Genomic DNA, 18385 nt, shown 5'->3' with positions numbered 1-18385 from the left:
GGTGGTCTCCGCCCCCCGCGACGTGACTTCGACAGGAGCCGGAACATGACCTTCGACGTCGACGAAGTGCTGCGCGCCGGCGCCGAGCTGGGCGAAGGGCCCACCTGGGACCCGGCCGCGCGGCGGCTGCTGTGGGTCGACATCCTGGGCTCGCGCGTGCACACCTACGACCCGGTGTCCGGCACCGACGACGTGCTCGCCACCGACGAGCACGTGGGCGCCGTCAAGCCGCGCTCCGGCGGCGGGCTCGTGGTCAACCTGCGCGACGGCATCGGACTGTACGGCGCCGACGGCGAGTTCGCCTGGCTGCACCACGATCCGGTCCCGGGCCGCCGGGGCAACGACGCCGCCGTGGCACCGGACGGCTCGCTGTGGGCCGGCACGATGCGGTACGACGAGGCTCCGGGCGGCGGCACGTTGTCGCGCGTCGGCGCGGACGGCTCGGTCTCGGTCGTCGTCGCGGACGCGACCGTGAGCAACGGAACCGGCTGGAGCCCCGACGGCACGCTCATGTACTACATCGACTCGCCCACCGGGCGCATCGACGTGTTCACGTACGCCGACGGGCACGCCGTGGACCGTCGGCCGTGGGTGCGCATCGAGGCCGGCGCCGGATCGCCGGACGGCCTCACCGTCGACGCCGACGGCGCGGTGTGGGTCGCGCTGTGGGACGGCGGCGCGGTACGCCGCTACTCCCCCGACGGCCGCCTCGACGGCGAAGTGCGTCTGCCGGTCCCCCGCCCGACGGCGTGCGCTTTCGGCGGCCCGGGTCTCACCGACCTGTACATCACCACCGCCCGCGTCGGGCTGACGGAGCCGCATCCGCTGTCGGGCTCCTTGCTGGTGCTGCCGGACGCGGGCCAGGGCCTGCCGCAGCCGTCCTTCGCGGGATAGCGCGCCCGGGACCGGGGCAACCACCTCAGTGGCACTGCGGCGGCACATCGGTGGAACCGGCGGCACTTCGGCGGAACCTCAGTCGGGCGACCACGTCTTGGCGGTGGTCGCCCATCTTGTCTCAGGTCTCCTTGCCGTGCTGCCGCCGGTTGCGGCGGCAGCCGCTCACCGCGTCGTCGCCACGGCCCCGAAGCGGTACTGGGTCACCGAGCGGAAGACCTCCCCCGGGCGCAACACCGTCGACGGATACTCAGGCCGGTTGGGCGCGTCGGGAAAGTGCTGCGTCTCCAGGCAGACGGCGGTGTGCGGGCCATGGGGCGCTCCCAGATGGTTCGCGGTGTACACCTGAAGGCCGGGCTCGGTCGTCCACGTCTCCATGACGCGGCCCGAGGCCGGCTCCGCGAGCCGGGCGACCGGGCGCGGTTCCGCCGCACGCCCGCGGCGCAGCACATAGCAATGGTCGACGCCTTTGGCCGCCGTGATGTGCGGGTGCGGATCGCGCAGGGCATCGGCGAGCTTCCCACCGAGCGCGAAGGGTGTTCCGGCGGTGGGCGCGGGCGGCCCGAGAGGAATCGCATCCGCATCCACCGGGAGATACAAGTCGGCGTCGACGGTGAGTTCGTGACCGTCCACGGTTCCGTCGCCCGCGAGGTTCCAGTACGCGTGCTGCGTGAGGTTGACGACGGTCGGCCGGTCGGTCTCGGCGCTGTAGGCGATGGCGAGGGTGCCGTGCCGGTCCAGGCTGTAGGTCACTTCGACGTCGAGGTTGCCGGGGAACCCCATGTCGCCGTCCGGGCTGTGCAACCGCAGCACAACACCCGCACGATCTCCGTCCTCGAAGCCGGTCGCCGCCCACACGCGCCGGTGGAACCCGTCCGGGCCTCCGTGCAGCGTGGTGGTGCCCTCGTTGGGCGGGAGTCGGTACGTGGTTCCGTCGAGGGCGAACCTGCCGTGCGCGATGCGGTTGGCGTACCGGCCGATGAGCGCCCCGAGATACGACTCGTCCTCCGCGTACGCGCCGACCGACGCCAGAGCGAGAGCCACGTCGCCGGGGACTCCCTCCCGGTCCGGAACTCGGCACGAATGCAGGATGCCGCCGTAGGTCAGCACGGCCGCGCCGAGCCCCCCGGGGCCGTCGATGACCCAGCGGTCCACGGGCGTTCCGTCCGGCGCCGTGCCGAAGGGGCGGCTGGTGACCGTCATCGTCATGATCGTGCCTCGCTCTGGTGCTTCGAATCGGGGGTGTGGGCCAGAGTGTCAGGCGGACCCCGCCCGGGGTGGCACCGGGCCCGCGCCCGCGGCCGGCGTGACGGTGAGGAAGGCCGGTTCGGGCAGTCCCGCGCGGGCGGCGCCGTTGCGTACCGCGTCCTTGGTGGCCCCGCGCCGATCGCTGTCGATGAGCGCGAGCACCGACCCGCCGAATCCACCGCCGATCATGCGCGCACCGTACGCCCCTGCGGCCACGGCCGATTCGGCGGCCGTGTCGAGTTCGATGCTGCTCACCTCATAGTCGTCGCGGAGCGACCGGTGGGCGGCGTCCAGGAGTGGTCCGATGCGGCGCGGGTCGGCACCTTCGGTCAGGAGGGCCACTGTCGCCAGGACGCGCGCGTTCTCGGTGACGACGTGCCGGACGCGCGACGCGACGGGCGGTGCGAGGCGGGCGAGCGCGGCCGGAAGGTCGCCGGGATCCAGGTCGCGCAGCGCGGAGACGCCGAGGATGCGGCACGCCTCGGCGCACTCGCGGCGGCGGCGCGCGTACTCGCCGTCCACGAGCCGGTGCGGGGCACGGGTGTCGATCACGAGCAGTTCGAGGCCGAACGCCCCCGGGTCGAAAGGCACATGACGGGTCGTCATGTCGCGGGTGTCGAGGAAGAGCAGGTGCCCGGCGCGGGACAGCAGCGCGGCTGACTGGTCCATGACGCCGCACGGCATGCCGACGAAGTCGTTCTCGGCGCGACGGGCGACGTCGACGAGGGTCGCCGGCGGCAGACCGAGCCGCCACAGGTCGTCCAGGGCCCCGGCGACGGCGCATTCGAGTGCCGCCGACGACGACAGGCCCGCCCCCTGCGGTACGTCGCCGTCGAGGTGGATGTCGACGCCGGTGACCGGCAGGCCGCGGCGGGCCAGTTCCCACACCACGCCTGCCGCGTATCCGGCACCCCCGGGCAGTCTCCCCGGCGCGAGGTCGTCGAGCCGGACGGCGGCGGGCGGGCCGGGGAATTGCGCGGAGGCGATGCGGACCAGTCCGTCGGTGCGGGCGCCGACGGCGGCGGTGACCCCCTGCGGGATCGCCGCGGGGAGCACGAATCCGTCGTTGTAGTCGGTGTGTTCGCCGATGACGTTGATGCGTCCCGGAGCATGCCAGGCGAGTTCGGGCGGTCGCCCGTAGACCCCGGCGAAGGCGGCAGAAGCGGCGGAGGTCATCGCTCCCCCGGCGCCGTGTCGGCCGGTGTGCCCGGCGCACTGTGGAAGGCCCATGCGTCGGCGATGATGCCCGCCAGGTCCGGGAGTTCGGGCCGCCAGCCGAGGAACTCGGCGGCGTGCTCCGCGGCGGCCACCAGGACGGCGGGGTCTCCGGCGCGGCGCGGCCCCTCCCGTGACGGGATCGGATGGCCCGTCACCTGCCGTGCGGTGTCCACGACTTCGCGAACGGAGAAGCCGGTTCCGTTGCCGAGATTGCAGACTTCGTGCCGTCCGGGAACCGCCGCGTCCAGGGCGAGCAGATGCGCGCGGGCGAGATCGGCGATGTGGATGTAGTCGCGGATGCACGTTCCGTCGGGGGTGTCCCAGTCGGTGCCGTGAATGACGATGTGCTCGCGCAGCCCCCGGGCGACCTCCAGCACGAGCGGGATCAGGTGGGTCTCGCGGGCGTGCCGCTCGCCGAGCCCGGCGTGGGCGCCCGCGACGTTGAAGTAGCGCAGCGACACGGCGGCGAGGCCGTACGCGGTCGCGTAGGAGCCGATCATGTGGTCGACGGCGAGCTTGGAGGCGCCGTACGGATTGGTCGGGCGCGTCTCGGACGTCTCGCGGATCGGGATCGCCGCGGGGTCGCCGTAGACGGCGGCCGTCGAGGAGAAGACAAACCTCCCCACACCGTGCGCGCGGACGGCGTCGAGCAGGGCCGTCGTGCCGCCGACGTTGGTGTGCCAGTAGTCGGCGGGGTCGGCGACGGAGTCTCCGACAAGGGAGCGCGCCGCGAAGTGCATGACGGCGTCGAAGCGTTCGCGTGCGAGGACGTCGCCTGCGGCGCGCACGTCCGCCTCGACGAACCGCGCACGGTCCGGGACCGCGTCGCGGTGCCCGGTCGACAGGTCGTCGAGCACGGTGACGTCGTGGCCGGCGCCGAGCAGCATCGCCGTGGTCACCGAACCGATGTATCCGGCGCCGCCGGTCACCAGGACACGCATCACGCCCACGTCACGCCGCCTTCGTGTCGCCGCGCAGCATGGCCGCGGCGTGCTCGGGGGCGATGTCGTTGATGAAGACGTCCATGCCCGACTCCGATCCGGCCAGGTACTTCAGCTTCGCGGGCGCCCGCCGGGTGGAGAACAACTCCAGGTGCAGCCAAGCGGATTCGCGGTCGAGCCGCACGGGCGCCTGGTGCCATGCGGCTATGTACGGCATGCGCATTCCGAAAACGCGGTCGAGCCCGCGCAGGATCTCCGGGTACACGAGGGCGAGTTCGTCGCGTTCCGCGTCGTCGAGCGCCGGCAGGTCCGCGACGCGCCGCAGCGGATACAGGTGCACCTCGAACGGCCACCGCGCGGCGGCCGGGACGAAGGCCGCCCAGTGCTCGCCACGCGCCACCACGCGGGCGCCGTCGACGAGTTCGGCGGTGAGCAGATCGTGGTGGAGGTCTCGTCCGGTGCGCGCCCGGTAACCGCGAACGCTGTCCAGCATGCGGCGCGTACGCGGAGTCACGAACGGGTAGCCGAAGATCTGCCCGTGCGGGTGCGCGAGCGTGACGCCGATCTCCTCACCGCGGTTCTCGAACACGAATACCTGTTCCACCTCGGGGAGTTCCGACAGCGCGGCGGTGCGGTCGCACCACGCGTCGACGACGGTGCGTACGCGCTTCGCGGCCAGGTCGGCGAACGACGCGTCATGATCGCTGGTGAAGCACACCACCTCGCACCGGCCGTGCCCCGGCCGCACCGCGAACAGCTCCGGCGCTTCCCCGGTGGGACCCCGGTCGTCCGCCGACTGCCCCGCCCTCTCGGCCAACGAAGGGAACCGGTTCTCGAAAACCGCCACGTCGTAGGCCTGTGCGGGAATCTCGGACGAGCGTTCCGCGGTCGACGGGCACAGCGGGCACTCGTCGTCGCCGGGCAGGTGTGTGCGCCCCTGCCGATGCGTCGCCACGACCACCCACTCGTCGCGCAGTGCGTCATAGCGCAATTCGGACGCGGGCCGGTGTGCCGCGAGTTCGCGGCGGTCCTGCGGCATCGGGCCTTCCGGAGCCGAACCGTCGAAGTAGTACAGCAGTTCACGGCCGTCGGCGAGCCGTGTCGTCACGCGTTGCATGGATTCGCCTTCATGTTCGAGGGGCCTGGTGCCCCGCAGGAGCCGCCGTGCTGTCCCGGACGACCAGGCGCGGCGCGATGTACGTCGTACCGCCCGACTCCCCTTCGCCATCAGGGAGTTCACCCGGCGCGAGCCGGTCCAGCAGCAGGCGCACGCTCGTGTCCCCGATGCCCCCGAAGTCCTGGTCGACCGTCGTCAGCGGCGGCGGAAAGTACGCCGACTCGGGAATGTCGTCGAAACCGACCACGCTCACGTCGCCCGGCACATCGCGCCCCGCCTCCCGCAGGGCCCGGAGCAGCCCCAGCGCCATCTGGTCGTTCGCAACGAACACCGCTGTCATCTCCGGGCGTTCGGCAAGCGACCGGCCCAGCCGGTAACCGCTCTCCGCGGTCCAGTCCCCGTAGACGACGCGCGGCACCGGGCACCCGGCGGCCGAGAGGACCCGCAGCCACGCTTCGGCACGGTGTCGGGCCGGGAACGATTCCGCCGGGCCGCCCAGGTGGAAGACCGTCCGGTGCCCCAGCCCCAACAAGTGCTCCACCGCCGCCGCGGCCCCCGCGCCGTGGTCGGTCTGCACGCAGGGGAACCGGCTGTCGTCGTCGCCGTCGAACACCACCACGGGCATTCCGCTCGGCAACGCCAACCGCGCGTCGAGCGCGTCCGCCTGGTTCAGGATCACCCCGTCGACGTCGTGCCGCCCCAACCGCTCGAAGGCCTCGGCCACCGCCTTCCGGGTGCGCGCGGACGCCGTCACGACGTGCACCGAATATCCGCGCCCCTGGGCGGCGTCGACGACCGCCTCCAACGCGCGGGCGTTGCCGTACGTCTTCAGATCGAAACTGATGACCCCGATCATCCGGTTGTGCCCCGTGGCCAGCGCCCGCGCGGCGCTGCTCGGCCGATACCCCACCTTCTGCATCGCCTGCGTCACCCGCAGCGCGGTCTCCGGCTCGACCCGCGCGCTGCCGTTCACCACCCGGGAAACCGTCTGCGCCGAAACCCCCGCCAACGCCGCGACGTCGGCCATGGAAGCCCGTCGTGTCGGGCGCGAGCGCGCCCTGGGAGCCCCTTCCCGCGACGCGCCCATCCAGCCTCCCTGTCTCACGGCACCGCTGCCGGCACCAATGTTTGCGCAAACATGCGGCGACGTCAAAGTCTGCCGGCGACGCGCCAGACCCGCGAGAGGAGGGCTTCACGCAGAAGGTTTGCGCTGCCATAAGCCGAGGGACGCGGCGCCGAAGGCTACGGCCCCGACCCCGCGCCACCCCGCGCGTGCCCGTTGCGACGCGGACCGGCTTCGCGGCCCGAAACGCCTCCGCCCCCCGGGACGGCGGTCCCGGGGGGCGGAAAGGCTGTCGCACGAAGCACGTTCGCGTTGCAGCACGGCACGGCCGCTGATGCGGCGACCGACCGACGGTCGCCGCTCCAGGTCAGCGGCGCAGTTTGTTGAAGTCCCAGCTCGCGATCTTTTCCGGGACCAGGCGAAGCCAGCCGTGGCGGCCGTCGTAGCGGAACTCGCCGCCCGCGTACTTGTCACCGAACAGGCTTTCCGGCTCCACGAGTTCGTCGACCGGCTCGCCCTTGCGCGGCACCTCGCCGACGACCTCGGCGCTGCCCTGGAGTTCCACGCCGCGCAGGCTCAGGAAGTCCTTGCCGCCGTCGTCGACGATGACGCTGATCCGGCGGTCCCGGTCCAAGTCGACCCACCGCTGGCTGCGCGTGAGCGAGTTGAGCCACAGAGCGGTGCCATCCCACACGAACCACAGGGCGGTGGCGTGCGGGCGGCCGTCGGCGCCCACCGTCGCGACCCGGCATATCGGCGCTTCGCGCAGGAACGCGTCGCGCTCGTCGGCCGTCATCGCGATGGCCTTGCCCTTGCGCTGCCCCGTGTTCTCTTCGGTCACAGTCCGACCTCCTGTGCGGCCAACGTCCACAGCCACGCAGCGTAGTCGTGCAGGCCGCGGCCGAGCGCGGCGTCCATCTTGCCGTTCAGCGAGCGGACATAGCTGCCTTCGAGCAGCGACGCGAGCCGGAAGCACGCGAGCACCTGGAACCACCGGAAGCCGGAGGTGTCACGGCCCGTCAACTTGCCGTAGTGCTCGACGAGTTCGGCCCGGCTCGGCATGCCGTCCCACGGCTGGAGCTGCGGGTCGCTGCCGGGCGGGTCGCCGGCCTCGCGCCAGGCCGTGAGGATCCACGCCAGGTCGAGCAGCGGGTCGCCGAGGCTGGTCATCTCCCAGTCCACGATCGCCGCGAGGTGCGGGCTGTCGTGCTTGAACATGACGTTCGCGAACTGCAGGTCGCCGTGCACGAAACCGATGTGCACCTCACCCGGCGCGTTCGCCTTCAGCCAGTCGCTGATCGCGTCGACCAGCGGCGACTCGGTCTCGCTGTAGCCCTGGGTGTCACGGTACGAGTGCAGGTTCCGCAGGTAGCGGGCGACCTGACGCTGCGCCCAGTCCTCGGTCTTGCTGAGATCTGCGAGACCCACGGCGTCCGGGTCGACCGCCGCGAGCTTCGCGGCCCCGCCGACGAGTTCGAACGCGAGCGAGCGACGCCACTCGACGTCCGTGGCGTACGTGCCGGGCAGTTGGCCCCTCGGCATGAACCCGTCGATCTTCTCCAGGACGGAGAACGGGACACCGATGACCGAGTCGTCGATGCTGTACCCGTACAGGCGCGGGTGCGGCACTCCGGTGCCGGCCAGCGCCGTGAGAACGCGGCTCTCCCGGATGAACGGGCCCGCCGCCTCGGGGCCGGCGTACCGTCCCGGACGACGCAGGACCAGCTCGGTGCCGTCCGCCCGGCGCATCGTGAACAGCAGGTTCTGCGCTCCGCCGGTCAGGCGCGTGAGCGACTCGACCGGCCCCTCGCCCGGGAGGTCGCCGAGCTGCGACCACTGGTTGAGGCGGTCGAGGTCGACGAGAGCGGCGTCCGACTTCTTGGGGGTCTCGCTCACTTGGCGTCCGCCAATCCCCCGAGCACGTCCGCGAACTTCTCGCGGGCGGCGGCCAGCCGGGTCGGGATGTGCTCCGAACCGAACAGCTTGTCCTCGGCCGGGACGGCGTGCTTGAGCAGCAGCTTGGCGACGACGTCCTTGTGCGCCTCGGTCGGGCCGTCCGCCACGCCGAGCACCGGGCCGGCGTTCCACCAGCGGATGATCGGCAGCTCGTTCGAGGCACCGAGCGCGCCGTGCAGGTGCATGTTGCGGTACATGATGTCGACGAGCGTCTTCGGCGTCGCGGACTTCACCGCCGAGATGTGCAGGCGGGCCAGCTCGGCGTGCGCCGGGTCCCCGGTCTCCTTCGAGCGGTCCACCTGCCACGCGGCGTGCAGCACCTGGAGGCGGAACTGCTCCAGCTGGATCCAGGTGTCGGCCAGGTCCTGGCGCACCGACTGCTGCGCGGAGAGCACCTTGCCGCGGGTGGTACGGCTGACCATGCGCTCGGTCATCATTTCCAGCGCACGCTTGCACAGGCCCACCGAACGCATCGCGTGGTGCAGGCGGCCGCCGCCGAGACGGGTCTGCGCGATCGCGAAACCGGTGCCGGGCTCGCCGAGGCAGTTCTCCGCGGGCACGCGGACGTCGGTGAACTGGAGATAACCGTGCGCGCCCTCCTCGCCGAGCTTCTCGCCGCTCAGGCCGGTGCCGCGGATCATCTCCATGCCCGGGGTGCCGGCGGGGATGAGCAGCATCGACGAACCACGGTGCACGGGGACGTCCGGGTCGGTGATGACCATCGCGATGACGAAGGCGGCGTACGGGTAGTTCGAGGCGAACCACTTCTGGCCGTTGATGACCCACTCGTCGCCGTCACGGACGGCAGTGCACGAGAAGCCGCCGGGGTCCGAGCCGCCGGTGGGCTCGGTCATCGCGTACGTCGACACGATCTTGCCGTCGAGCAGCGGCTCCAGGAACTCCTTCTTCTGCCGCTCGTTGCCGTAGTGGGCGAGGATCTCGGCGTTGCCCGAGTCGGGGGCCTGGGTGCCGAAGATCATCGGCGCCCACGAGGTGCGCCCGAGGATTTCGTTGAGCAGGGCGAGCTTGACCTGGCCCATGCCCATGCCGCCAAGGTGCGGCGGCAGGTGCGCGGCCCACAGCCCCTGGTCCCGGACCTTCTGCTGCATGGGCTTGATGACCTTGTGGAAGACCTCGCTCTCCCGGTCGTACGGCTCGCCGTGGCCCGGGAAGAGGATGTCGATCAGCTCGACCTCCTCCTTGACGAACTTGGCCACCCAGTCGAGTTTGGCCTGGAATTCAGGTTCCGTGCTGAAATCCCACATCGGGCGGCTCCTTCTGCCTCGGCGGTGTAACGGGGCGACTTCATGACGCGGCGCGGGAAGCACGCGCGGAATGCCCTTCGCAAGATAGCAGAATGACATTCTGCGATCCAGGAATGCTTGTTGGCGGTCGGTGCGGAGTGGTTTGGCCTGAGAACGCAGACCCGACCGACGGACCGGCGGCAGCACCGCCGCGACGACTGGACACAGCGAAGGGCGCAAGGTCACACGCAAGCCGGCGGCGAGACGGCAGATCCGCAACTGCGCCCGCGCCGAGCGGTGTTGGGCGCCACAGGCGGGTATGCCGACCGCACAGGCGGAGCGGGGTCAGCGAACCAAGGGCCGAGCCGACGCCGGCCGGTCCGGGCGGCGGTGGCACCCGCCGCCACCCGGATGCTCCTGGAGGACGCACCCCACACCGCGAGTCGCATGGCCGGCCGACACCGCGCGGTCTCCCGCCCCGAGGCGGGAGTGTTCGTCGGCGCCGGCGTCGGGACCGCCCCTCGGTGGGCCGTGTCGGCGCCTCAGGCGGTCGGGGACGCGTCGCGTTGTTCCGTCGCGCCCGCGAGGGCGAAGGCGGAGAGGTGGGCCAGGTCGTCCTCGGTCGGCACCTCGCCTCGGAAGAGGTAGTACTGCATCGACGCCACCGCCGTGGTCGCGATGACCCGGGCGGTGCGGGCCGGGTCGTGGGCGCCCAGGTCGGTCAGGGAGGCCACGAACAGTGCCGCGAGTTCGTCGACGAACTCGGCGGTGCCGTAGCGGGATCCCGTCGAGACCATCGTGGAATTGCTCAACACGGCACGGGTCTTGCCGGCCAGGTCGGCGTCGGAGGCCTGCTTCATGATCGCGTCGACGCCGGCCTCGAGCTTTTCGTGGGGTCCGTCGGCCGCCGCGATGCGGTGCCGGACATAGCTGACCACCGTGCGCGAGCCTTGCTCGACGATCGCCTCGACCAGGGCGTCCTTGCTGCCGAAGTAGCGGTAGAACGCGTCGTTGGAGAGCCCGGCGGCGGCCACGATGTCGGCGACGCGGGGGCCGCGGCGTCCGCTGCTGTCGACCATCAGCGCCAGTCCGGCTTGCATGAGGCGTTCGACGTCGGACTGCGCGGTCTCCTCCAGGCCCGCCACGCGGCGGCGGACCGCCCGCTGCGCGAGCGTCGGAGACTCGCCGCTGTGGTCAGGGCGATGCTGGGGGGACATGCGCGCATCCTAGCCCGCCGTACAACACCTGTTCAGCCCCAGCCCGTCGCCCAGGTGCGCAGGTCAGCTCACCGACGCGGCAGAACGCTCGGCGGCGGCCACGCCGTGGTCGGACGTACGGCGGGCCGACCGCACGGGAATCGCCGCGGCGACCGCTGCCGCGACGAGGGCGAGTCCGCAGCCGATCAGCATGCCGGTCCGGAAAGCGCCCTCCGACGGCACCAGGACTCCGCCTCGTTCGACGGTCATCTGCGACAGGACCACACCCACCATCGCAGCGGAAACGGACGTGCCGATCGAACGCATGAGGGTGTTGAAGCTGTTGGCCGCCGCGGTGTCCGTCTCCGGTACGCCGGCCATGATGAGTGCGGGCATCGCCCCGTAGGCCAGGCCCACGCCCATGGCGCAGACCGCCGAGACGAGCATCACGGTCCACGGCGAACCGAGCAGCACGACGGAGCTTCCGTAGCCGAGCGCAAGCACCAGGCTGCCGACGACCAGCGTCACCTTCGGACCGCGCGCGTCGGACAGTCGCGCGCCCACGGGCGAGAGCAGCATCATGACGATGCCGGCCGGGGCCATCCACAGGCCCATTTCGAGCATCGACTGATCGAGGCCGTGGCCCGTGGAGCCGGGCAGTTGGAGCAGCTGCGGCAGGATCAGCGCCTGCGCGTACATGGACAGGCCGAGCGCGATCGAGGCGATGTTGGTGACCAGCACCTGCGGCCGGGCGGTCACACGCATGTCGACCAGCGGATACCTGGTCCGCAGCTCCCAGCAGCCCCACGCCGGCAGCACGACCACGGCCGCCGCGCCGAGGCCCAGTGTGGTGCCGCTCGTCCACCCCCAGTCGGCACCTTTGGACACGGCCAGCAGCAGGCAGATCAGCCCCACGCCGAGAATCCCCGCCCCGACGAAGTCGAACTTCCCGACCGCGCCGGGCGAAGTGGGCGGCACCAGCAGCCACACGAGCAGCGCGACGACGGCGCTCAGCACGGCGGCGCCCCAAAACAGCGCGCGCCAACTGGAGTTCTCCGCGACCACCGCCGCGAGCGGCAGGCCGAGGGCGCCGCCGATGCCCAGCGACGAGCTGATCAGCGCGATCGCGGAACCCAGGCGCTCGGGGGGCAGCAGGTCGCGCAGCGCGCTGATGCCGAGCGGCACGATGCCCATGCCGATGCCCTGGAGGGCCCGTCCGACGATCATGGTGACGAGGGATCCGGCGAGTGCGCAGACCACCGAGCCCGCGACGAGCGGCACCGAACAGACGAGCAGCATGCGGCGTTTGCCGTAGAGGTCGCCGAGCCTGCCGATCACCGTGGTGGCGACGGATCCGGCGAGAAGCGTCGCGGTGACGACCCATGTCGCGTTCGAGGCCGAGGTGTCCAGCAGGCGCGGCAGGTCGCCGAGGAGCGGTACGACCAGGGTCTGCATCAGCGAGGCGGTGATACCGGCGAATGCGAGGACGACGACGATCCCGGCAGGCCGCTCAGTCGGCGTCATGCACCCGGCTCCATCCCCGCATTCGGACGCCCGCGATGCGCGCCCTGATGTGCACCCTGCACAATGTGTGCACACTACACATGTTATGTGCAGCACACAACATGTGTAAGCTGCATAAAAGAGGTGCGCCGGTGACACCGTGGGGCGCTTCGGGGCGGTCGTCGGCTCGGAGACCGGGAAGGAAGAGGTATGGCGGGCAAGGCCACGGATCTGATCGAGTACGAGACCATGCTGCTCGGTCGGCACTTCACCATGACCGCCCGGTCCATCGGCCGCGAAGGGCACCTGGACAGCAGCACGTACGTGCTGCTCACCCGGATCAGGCTCGCCGGGCCCCTCTCGCTGCGGCAGCTCAGCGAGACCTTCGGCCTGGACGTATCCACCCTCAACCGCAAGACGAGCGCGTTGGTGCGCGACGGGCTGCTCGAACGCATCTCGGACGCCGAGGGCGGCATCGCGCGCAAGTTCCGCCTCACGGCCGAGGGCGAACGCCTCTTGGACTTCGAGCGGAACACCATGGTCAGCGGCCTGGAGAAGATCCTCGGGGACTGGACCCCAGAGGATGTCGCCGCTTTCGCGGCCTACCTCAAGCGCTTCAACACCACGATCGAACACCTCGCGGGACGCCCCTGGCCGCGCCCGTGACCCGTACGGCCCGAGCAAGGGTGCGGGAAACGCAGAAGCGCGTCGCGGCCGGGACCGCCACCGTTTCCGGAGCGGTCCCGGCCGCGACGCGCTTGTGGTCCCCGCGGTGGGCGGGGCAGCGGTTCAGCGGGNCCCCCCCCCCCCCCCCCCCCCCCCCCCCCCCCCCCCCCCCCCCCCCCCCCCCCCCCCCCCCCCCCCCCCCCCCCCCCCCCCCCCCCGCTTGTGGTCCCCGCGGTGGGCGGGGCAGCGGTTCAGCGGGTCGCTTCCGCGCGTTCCATCTGCCTGAGCAGCGCGCCGACACCTTCCTTGAGCCCGAGGTGGTGCTCCTCAAGCACCTCCAGCGCGGCGGCGCTGGTGGTCAGGGCGCGCACCAGGACGGCGTCCGCCCGGTCGCACTGCGGCTCGGTGACCCCCTGGGCCAGCAACTCCGCCTCGGTCATGGCCAGTTGTCCCGGCTCAGGGCCGAACCACAGGCGCGCCGTGGACTCGGGGTGGTTGTGCAGCACCAGCGTGTCGACGCGGGCGGCCGCGAGCGCCTCCACGGTGGGGGCGAGGCCTTCGACGACCCCGTCGCCGTCCGCGCGGCGTCGGCAGAACCGCTCCGCGAGCGCCTCGCGGGTCGTTTCGCGGACCTTTTCGACGGCTTCACGCACGGTCGAGCCGTTCCTCCCCTCGGCTTCGACGAGGCGTTCCGACCACGGCCGGTCCAGGTGCGAGCGGAGCAGTCCGCGGGCCCGCGGGTCGCCGTCGACGGCGATGACGTCGGCACCGATCCGCGCGGCGGTCCGCTCGACCTCCTCGGCCACGCCGCGCGCGTTGGCCTCCCACGTGTTTGCGGCCCGGCGCTGGTAGCGCGGATGCGACCAACCGCCGGCCTGCACTTTGTGGATCGGCGCGGTCGCGTCGGTCACCGGCGTGACCCTGCGGTCGTCCGCGTTGCCGTCGGCGTCCTCGGCGACGAGTTCCGCGCCGGTGCGGTCGACGTGGACGACCAGGCACGGCACGGGATCGCCCAACTGCGCCAGCAGCGGCATCGCGTGCGGGAGCGGCCCGTAGTGCGCCGAGTCAAGAGACGGCGAATCCGGTAGTTCGTAGACCCCGGCGACCTTGCCGCGCGCCGCGAAGACCGCTTGGCCGTGCGGATGCCCGCGGAAGCGGTCGTTGCCGATCACGGAGCCCATCGCGGCGAGCGTCGCCTCGTCGCAGCCACGTTCGGCGAGCCGCGCACGGAGGCCGCGCCAGCGCAAGTTGATCTCCTTGGGCGCGTTCTCGACATCGCGACGTGTTCCGATGTATGCCGTGGCCCACGGACCGTCATTTTCGTACATCTGTCGCAAAAAGGTCAGGTTCACGTGTCTGCGGCTACCCGGGGATCCAGTCGTTATGCGGTGGTCCTGCATTGGTCCTGCGGTAGTTCCGGGAGAACCGTGCGCCGGACACGGATCGCGGCGGTCATATCTCGGGAATCGGCTGGAGTTCGGCCCAAATCGTCTTGCCGGACTGCTGATATCGGCTTCCCCAGCGAGCGGTCAACTGTGCGACGAGGAAGAGCCCGCGTCCGCCTTCGTCCGTGGTGCGGGCCCGGCGCAGGCGCGGCTGGGTGTTGCTCGGGTCCGACACCTCGCATATGAGCGTCTTGCCGCGCAACAGCCGCAGCGTGCACGGGCCTCCGCCGTAGCGGACCGCGTTGGTGACCAGTTCGCTGACCACGAGCTCGGCGGTGAAGGCGAGTTCGTCGAGGCCCCAGGCGGCCAGGCGTTCCATGGCCAATTCCCTGGCACGGCCGACGCAGGCCGGGTCCGCGGGCAACTCCCATTCGGCACTGTCGACTTGGGGAAGCGGACGGACGCGGGCCAGGAGCAGGGTGGTGTCGTCGTCCGGGGAACCGGCTGCCGTGTCGTTGAGCAGGTCGCGACCGACCTTCTCCAAGTCCTGGGTCAGGCAGTTCGATTGCCGCAGGTTGTCGAGCAACCTCCGCATGCCGCTGTCGATGTCGTGGTCCGTGCCCTCGACCAGGCCGTCGCTGTAGAGGGCGAGGACGCTGCCGGGTTCCAGACGCAGTTCGGAGACCTCGAACGGCATGCCGCCGATGCCCAGCGGCGGTCCCGTCTCCATGTCGGCGAACCGGGGGCGGCCGTCGGGGGCGACGAACGCGGGCGGCGGGTGCCCGGCGGAGGCCATGCGGCAGACGCCGGAGACCGGGTCGTACTCGACATACAGGCACGTTGCGCCGACCACGGCCTCGTCCCCCGGCGCCATGCCGAGGCGGAGCACCAAGTCGTCGACGTGGGTGAGGAGTTCGTCCGGCGCCAAGTCCATGTCGGCGAGTGTCTGCACGGCGGTCCGCAGGCGGCCCATCGTGGCGCTGGCGCGCAGGCCGTGGCCGACGACGTCGCCGACCACGAACGCGAGCCGCAGCGACGACAGGGGGATCACGTCGTACCAGTCGCCGCCGACTCCCGCCGAGGAGACCGTCGGAAGGTAGATCCCGAACGTCTCGGCGCCCGGCGCCTCGACCGTGGCCGCGGGCAGCAGGCTGCGCTGGAGCGAGAGCGCGACCCGGTGTTCGCGGGTGTAGCGGCGCGCGTTGTCGACGCTGAGTGCCGCCCGGGACACGATGTCCTCGACGACGCGGGCGTCGTGCTCGTCGAACGCCTCCGTCCGATCGGTGCGCCAAAGTTGCACGCCGCCGAGCACCAGCCCCCGTGCGACGAGCGGCACGGCGACGATCGAGTGCGCGTCCTCGGGGATCCTGCTGTCCCGGTAGTCCATGTCGACCACCTTGGCGGTCCGCAGGTGCTCGGCGAGGTCCGGGATCAGCACGGTTTCGCCGCTGTGGAAGCTGCGGACCTCCGGGATGTCGGGGAGTTCGGGGATCGGTTCGCCGGGCTGGAGAAGCGACGCCGGCCAGGGTTTCCCGTGGCTGGCCACGGCGACGCGGCGCGCGTTGGTCTGGCCACCGACGAACCGGGTCGGCTCCTCCCCGACCAGGACCGCGTCGGCGAGGTGGACGGCCGCCAGGTCCGCCAGGCTCGGTACGAACAGGTCCGCCAGTTGCTGGGCCGTCTCCGTGACGTCCAGCGACGCGCCGAGGGTCAGCGCGGCGGCCCGGGTGAGTTCCAGCCTGGTGTTGGCGCGGATTCCGTCGGTGACGTCGGTGAGGACCACGAGGACGCCGTGCGGCGGTTCGGTGTCGGTGCCGATGCGCAGCGCGCCGAGGCGCAGGTAGACGGGGCGACGGAGGTCGGCGCGACGTGCTTGCAGGACGGTCGTGCGGTCGCCCAAGGGCTCGCCGGTGTCGAGCACGCGTTCGAGTGAGGCGACGGCGTCGGGGGCACCGAGCGCCGCGAAGACCTCGCGCGCGGGTACGCCGGGGCGGATCGGCACGCCGGGAAGCTCGTCGGGGCCGAGGTTGGCGGCGAGTACGCGCAGTTCGGCGTCCAGGGCGATGGCCACCCCGATCTGCTGGGTGAACGCGGCACGCGCCAACGGCTCGGCCCAGTGCGCGGGCAGCCCGAAGTCCGGCGGGCCGTCCTGCGGTCGTCCGTCCATTGACCTGGTCCCCTCGAAAGGTGCGGGACGCATCCCCGGCGAATCTCCAGTATGTGCGCGTGGGCTTCCCGGTGCAGTTGTCCCGCTCGTTGGGCCCGCGGCCCACGGCGCAGACGCGAAACCGGGCCTGGCCGGGGGCGCCCTGCCCCCAGGTTGCGCGGGCGCAGCACCGCGTCCACCGCGCCGGCCCCTCACGGCCGAGACGGCCGTACGCCGGCGCGTTGTCCCGGTCGTGGCCCCAGCCCCGACCGAACATACGTTCGGCGATGCCGAGGGCCGAGCGTTCCACCGAAGCCGCCACCGGTGTGCCGTGGCGTGTGCACCCACCCCTACGATGACGCTGGGCGGGGTGGAACTCGGCAGGGCGGGACGGGGAAGGCTGCGGGGAAGGGCGCGGGGAGCAGCACGTGACAGGCAGGGTGGGCATCAAGGACGTGGCACGCCAGGCGGGCGTGTCCGTCGGGACCGTCTCCAACGTGATCAACAACCCGGAGATGGTCTCCGACGAGACGCGGCTCCGCGTGCGTGCGGTGATAGCGCAACTCGGTTATGTCCGCAGCGAATCGGCGCGGCACCTTCGGGCCGGACGCAGCCGCATCGTGGCGATGCTGGTCCTCGACCTGGCCAACCCCTTCTTCGCGGATGTCGCCAAGGGCGCCGAACGCACTTTGCGGAACGCCGGGTTGGGCGTGATGGTCTGCAACAGTGCCGGCAGCGTCGACGAAGAGGCCGACTATCTCTCGCTGTTCGCGGAGCAGCGGGTGCGCGGCGTGTTGGTCACCCCGGCGGACGGCAGCGGCCGGGCCGTCGAGTCGCTGCGGTCGCGGGGGATCCCGTTCGTGCTCGTGGACCGCACTCTCCCCTTCGCGGACGGCTGTTCGGTGTCGGTCGACGACGTCCTGGGCGGCACCCTGGCGGGCCGCCACCTCCTCGACGCGGGGCACCGGAGCATCGTGTACGTGTCCGGTTCCGGCCACCTGACGCAGGTGCGCGACCGCCACCTCGGCGCCCGGACGGCGGTCCGCGAGGCCGGTCTCCCCGACAGCGCGCTGGTCCACATCGAGGCCGAACGGCTCGACGTCGCCTCGGGGCGCGACGCGGGCGCGCGACTGCTGGGGTTGACCCCGCGGCCGACGGCGGTCTTCTGCGCCAACGACCTGTTGGCCCTGGGCGTGTTGCAGGCGCTGTACGCGGCGGGTGTGCGGGTTCCCGAGGATGTGGCGCTGGTCGGCTACGACGACATCGAGTTCGCCGCGGCGGCGGTGGTCCCGCTGACGTCGGTGCGCCAGCCTGCCGCGCGGATCGGCCGTACCGCCGCGGAACTTCTGCTGGACGAGACGGAGAACACCGAGCCGGGGCCGCGGGGCCACGCGCACCGGAGCATCGTCCTGAACCCCGAGCTCGTCGTACGCGACTCCAGCCGTGCCGTGCCGTACCCGATGGCGGGCTGACGCCCGGAACTTCGCCGGGACGACCTGCGCGGGACACGTGTTCAATTCCACGGCAACCGCCGAACGCCCTTGTCACGTTCTAGTCTTCTCCGTTGAGGGTCGCTGCGCCTTCGGCGCGTGCAACGGGGATGGGAGGGCCGAGACGGATGGTCGTGGGGAACGCGCGAATACCGACGAACGTTGCTGCGTGTGGAGGCCGCACCGGCAACTCCGGCATCATCGGCCTCGGCACGCGCAACACAGGCAGAACGGACCGGACAGTCCGCGCAGTTGATACAAGCAGGGCAGTTCGGACAAACAGGACAGCAACGACGATCCGGACGGACAGGACAGGCA

General features: G+C 71.6%; 15 protein-coding genes. 3 read left to right on the top strand and 12 right to left on the bottom strand.

Features of this window, described 5'->3' with window-relative positions:
• The first annotated feature begins 45 nt into the window (after window positions 1-45).
• Window positions 46-894 (top strand): SMP-30/gluconolactonase/LRE family protein, encoded by an 849-nt coding sequence (locus tag ACRX5W_RS30160; RefSeq protein WP_436791546.1) that lies wholly within the window; start codon window positions 46-48, stop codon window positions 892-894.
• Between the two features lie 165 nt (window positions 895-1059).
• Here the strand turns inward: ACRX5W_RS30160 and ACRX5W_RS30155 are convergent, their stop codons facing one another.
• The 10 genes from ACRX5W_RS30155 to ACRX5W_RS30110 form a co-directional block, all read right to left on the bottom strand.
• Window positions 1060-2097, bottom strand: coding sequence for an aldose epimerase family protein (locus ACRX5W_RS30155; protein WP_436791545.1), 1038 nt, complete (start codon window positions 2095-2097; stop codon window positions 1060-1062).
• Between the two features lie 54 nt (window positions 2098-2151).
• Window positions 2152-3318: a galactokinase gene (gene galK, locus ACRX5W_RS30150; protein WP_436791544.1), complete on the bottom strand. Its 1167-nt coding sequence runs from the start codon at window positions 3316-3318 to the stop codon at window positions 2152-2154.
• Window positions 3315-4301, bottom strand: a complete 987-nt coding sequence (gene galE / locus ACRX5W_RS30145; protein ID WP_436791564.1) for a UDP-glucose 4-epimerase GalE — start codon at window positions 4299-4301, stop codon at window positions 3315-3317. The genes galK and galE overlap by 4 nt, the downstream gene beginning before the upstream one ends.
• Before the next feature lie 10 nt (window positions 4302-4311).
• Window positions 4312-5418, bottom strand: a complete 1107-nt coding sequence (gene galT, locus ACRX5W_RS30140; RefSeq protein ID WP_436791543.1) for a galactose-1-phosphate uridylyltransferase — start codon at window positions 5416-5418, stop codon at window positions 4312-4314.
• Window positions 5419-5428: 10 nt separating this feature from the next.
• Window positions 5429-6445 (bottom strand): LacI family DNA-binding transcriptional regulator, encoded by a 1017-nt coding sequence (locus ACRX5W_RS30135; protein WP_436791542.1) that lies wholly within the window; start codon window positions 6443-6445, stop codon window positions 5429-5431.
• A gap of 403 nt (window positions 6446-6848) precedes the next feature.
• Window positions 6849-7277: a pyridoxamine 5'-phosphate oxidase family protein gene (locus tag ACRX5W_RS30130; RefSeq protein WP_436791563.1), complete on the bottom strand. Its 429-nt coding sequence runs from the start codon at window positions 7275-7277 to the stop codon at window positions 6849-6851.
• Between the two features lie 41 nt (window positions 7278-7318).
• Window positions 7319-8377: a phosphotransferase family protein gene (locus ACRX5W_RS30125; protein WP_436791541.1), complete on the bottom strand. Its 1059-nt coding sequence runs from the start codon at window positions 8375-8377 to the stop codon at window positions 7319-7321.
• Window positions 8374-9702: an acyl-CoA dehydrogenase family protein gene (locus tag ACRX5W_RS30120; protein WP_436791540.1), complete on the bottom strand. Its 1329-nt coding sequence runs from the start codon at window positions 9700-9702 to the stop codon at window positions 8374-8376. The genes ACRX5W_RS30125 and ACRX5W_RS30120 overlap by 4 nt, the downstream gene beginning before the upstream one ends.
• Window positions 9703-10223: 521 nt before the next feature.
• A complete protein-coding gene (locus ACRX5W_RS30115; protein ID WP_436791539.1) occupies window positions 10224-10898 on the bottom strand; it encodes a TetR/AcrR family transcriptional regulator in 675 nt (224 codons plus the stop codon).
• 63 nt (window positions 10899-10961) lie between these two features.
• Complete coding sequence (locus ACRX5W_RS30110; RefSeq protein ID WP_436791538.1) at window positions 10962-12401, bottom strand: MFS transporter; 1440 nt, start codon at window positions 12399-12401, stop codon at window positions 10962-10964.
• Between the two features lie 189 nt (window positions 12402-12590).
• On the opposite strand from ACRX5W_RS30110, the gene ACRX5W_RS30105 reads away from it, so the two are divergent.
• A complete protein-coding gene (locus ACRX5W_RS30105) occupies window positions 12591-13046 on the top strand; it encodes a MarR family winged helix-turn-helix transcriptional regulator (RefSeq protein ID WP_436791537.1) in 456 nt (151 codons plus the stop codon).
• Window positions 13047-13297: 251 nt separating this feature from the next.
• Here ACRX5W_RS30105 and ACRX5W_RS30100 read toward each other — a convergent pair whose 3' ends face one another.
• Together ACRX5W_RS30100 and ACRX5W_RS30095 are read right to left on the bottom strand one after the other, a co-directional pair.
• Window positions 13298-14374, bottom strand: coding sequence for a Vms1/Ankzf1 family peptidyl-tRNA hydrolase (locus ACRX5W_RS30100; protein ID WP_436791536.1), 1077 nt, complete (start codon window positions 14372-14374; stop codon window positions 13298-13300).
• Window positions 14375-14498: 124 nt separating this feature from the next.
• Window positions 14499-16598, bottom strand: a complete 2100-nt coding sequence (locus ACRX5W_RS30095; RefSeq protein WP_436791535.1) for a SpoIIE family protein phosphatase — start codon at window positions 16596-16598, stop codon at window positions 14499-14501.
• A 407-nt stretch (window positions 16599-17005) separates the two neighbouring features.
• Here ACRX5W_RS30095 and ACRX5W_RS30090 point away from each other — a divergent pair, with 407 nt between their 5' ends.
• Window positions 17006-18049, top strand: a complete 1044-nt coding sequence (locus ACRX5W_RS30090; protein ID WP_436791534.1) for a LacI family DNA-binding transcriptional regulator — start codon at window positions 17006-17008, stop codon at window positions 18047-18049.
• The last annotated feature ends 336 nt before the right edge of the window (window positions 18050-18385 follow it).

Origin of the sequence: Yinghuangia sp. YIM S10712 (genome assembly GCF_051388935.1) — a bacterium.
Taxonomy (GTDB): Bacteria; Actinomycetota; Actinomycetes; order Streptomycetales; family Streptomycetaceae; genus Yinghuangia.
Note: the sequence above shows the minus strand (reverse complement) of the source record. Positions and strands in the feature narration are given on the sequence as shown.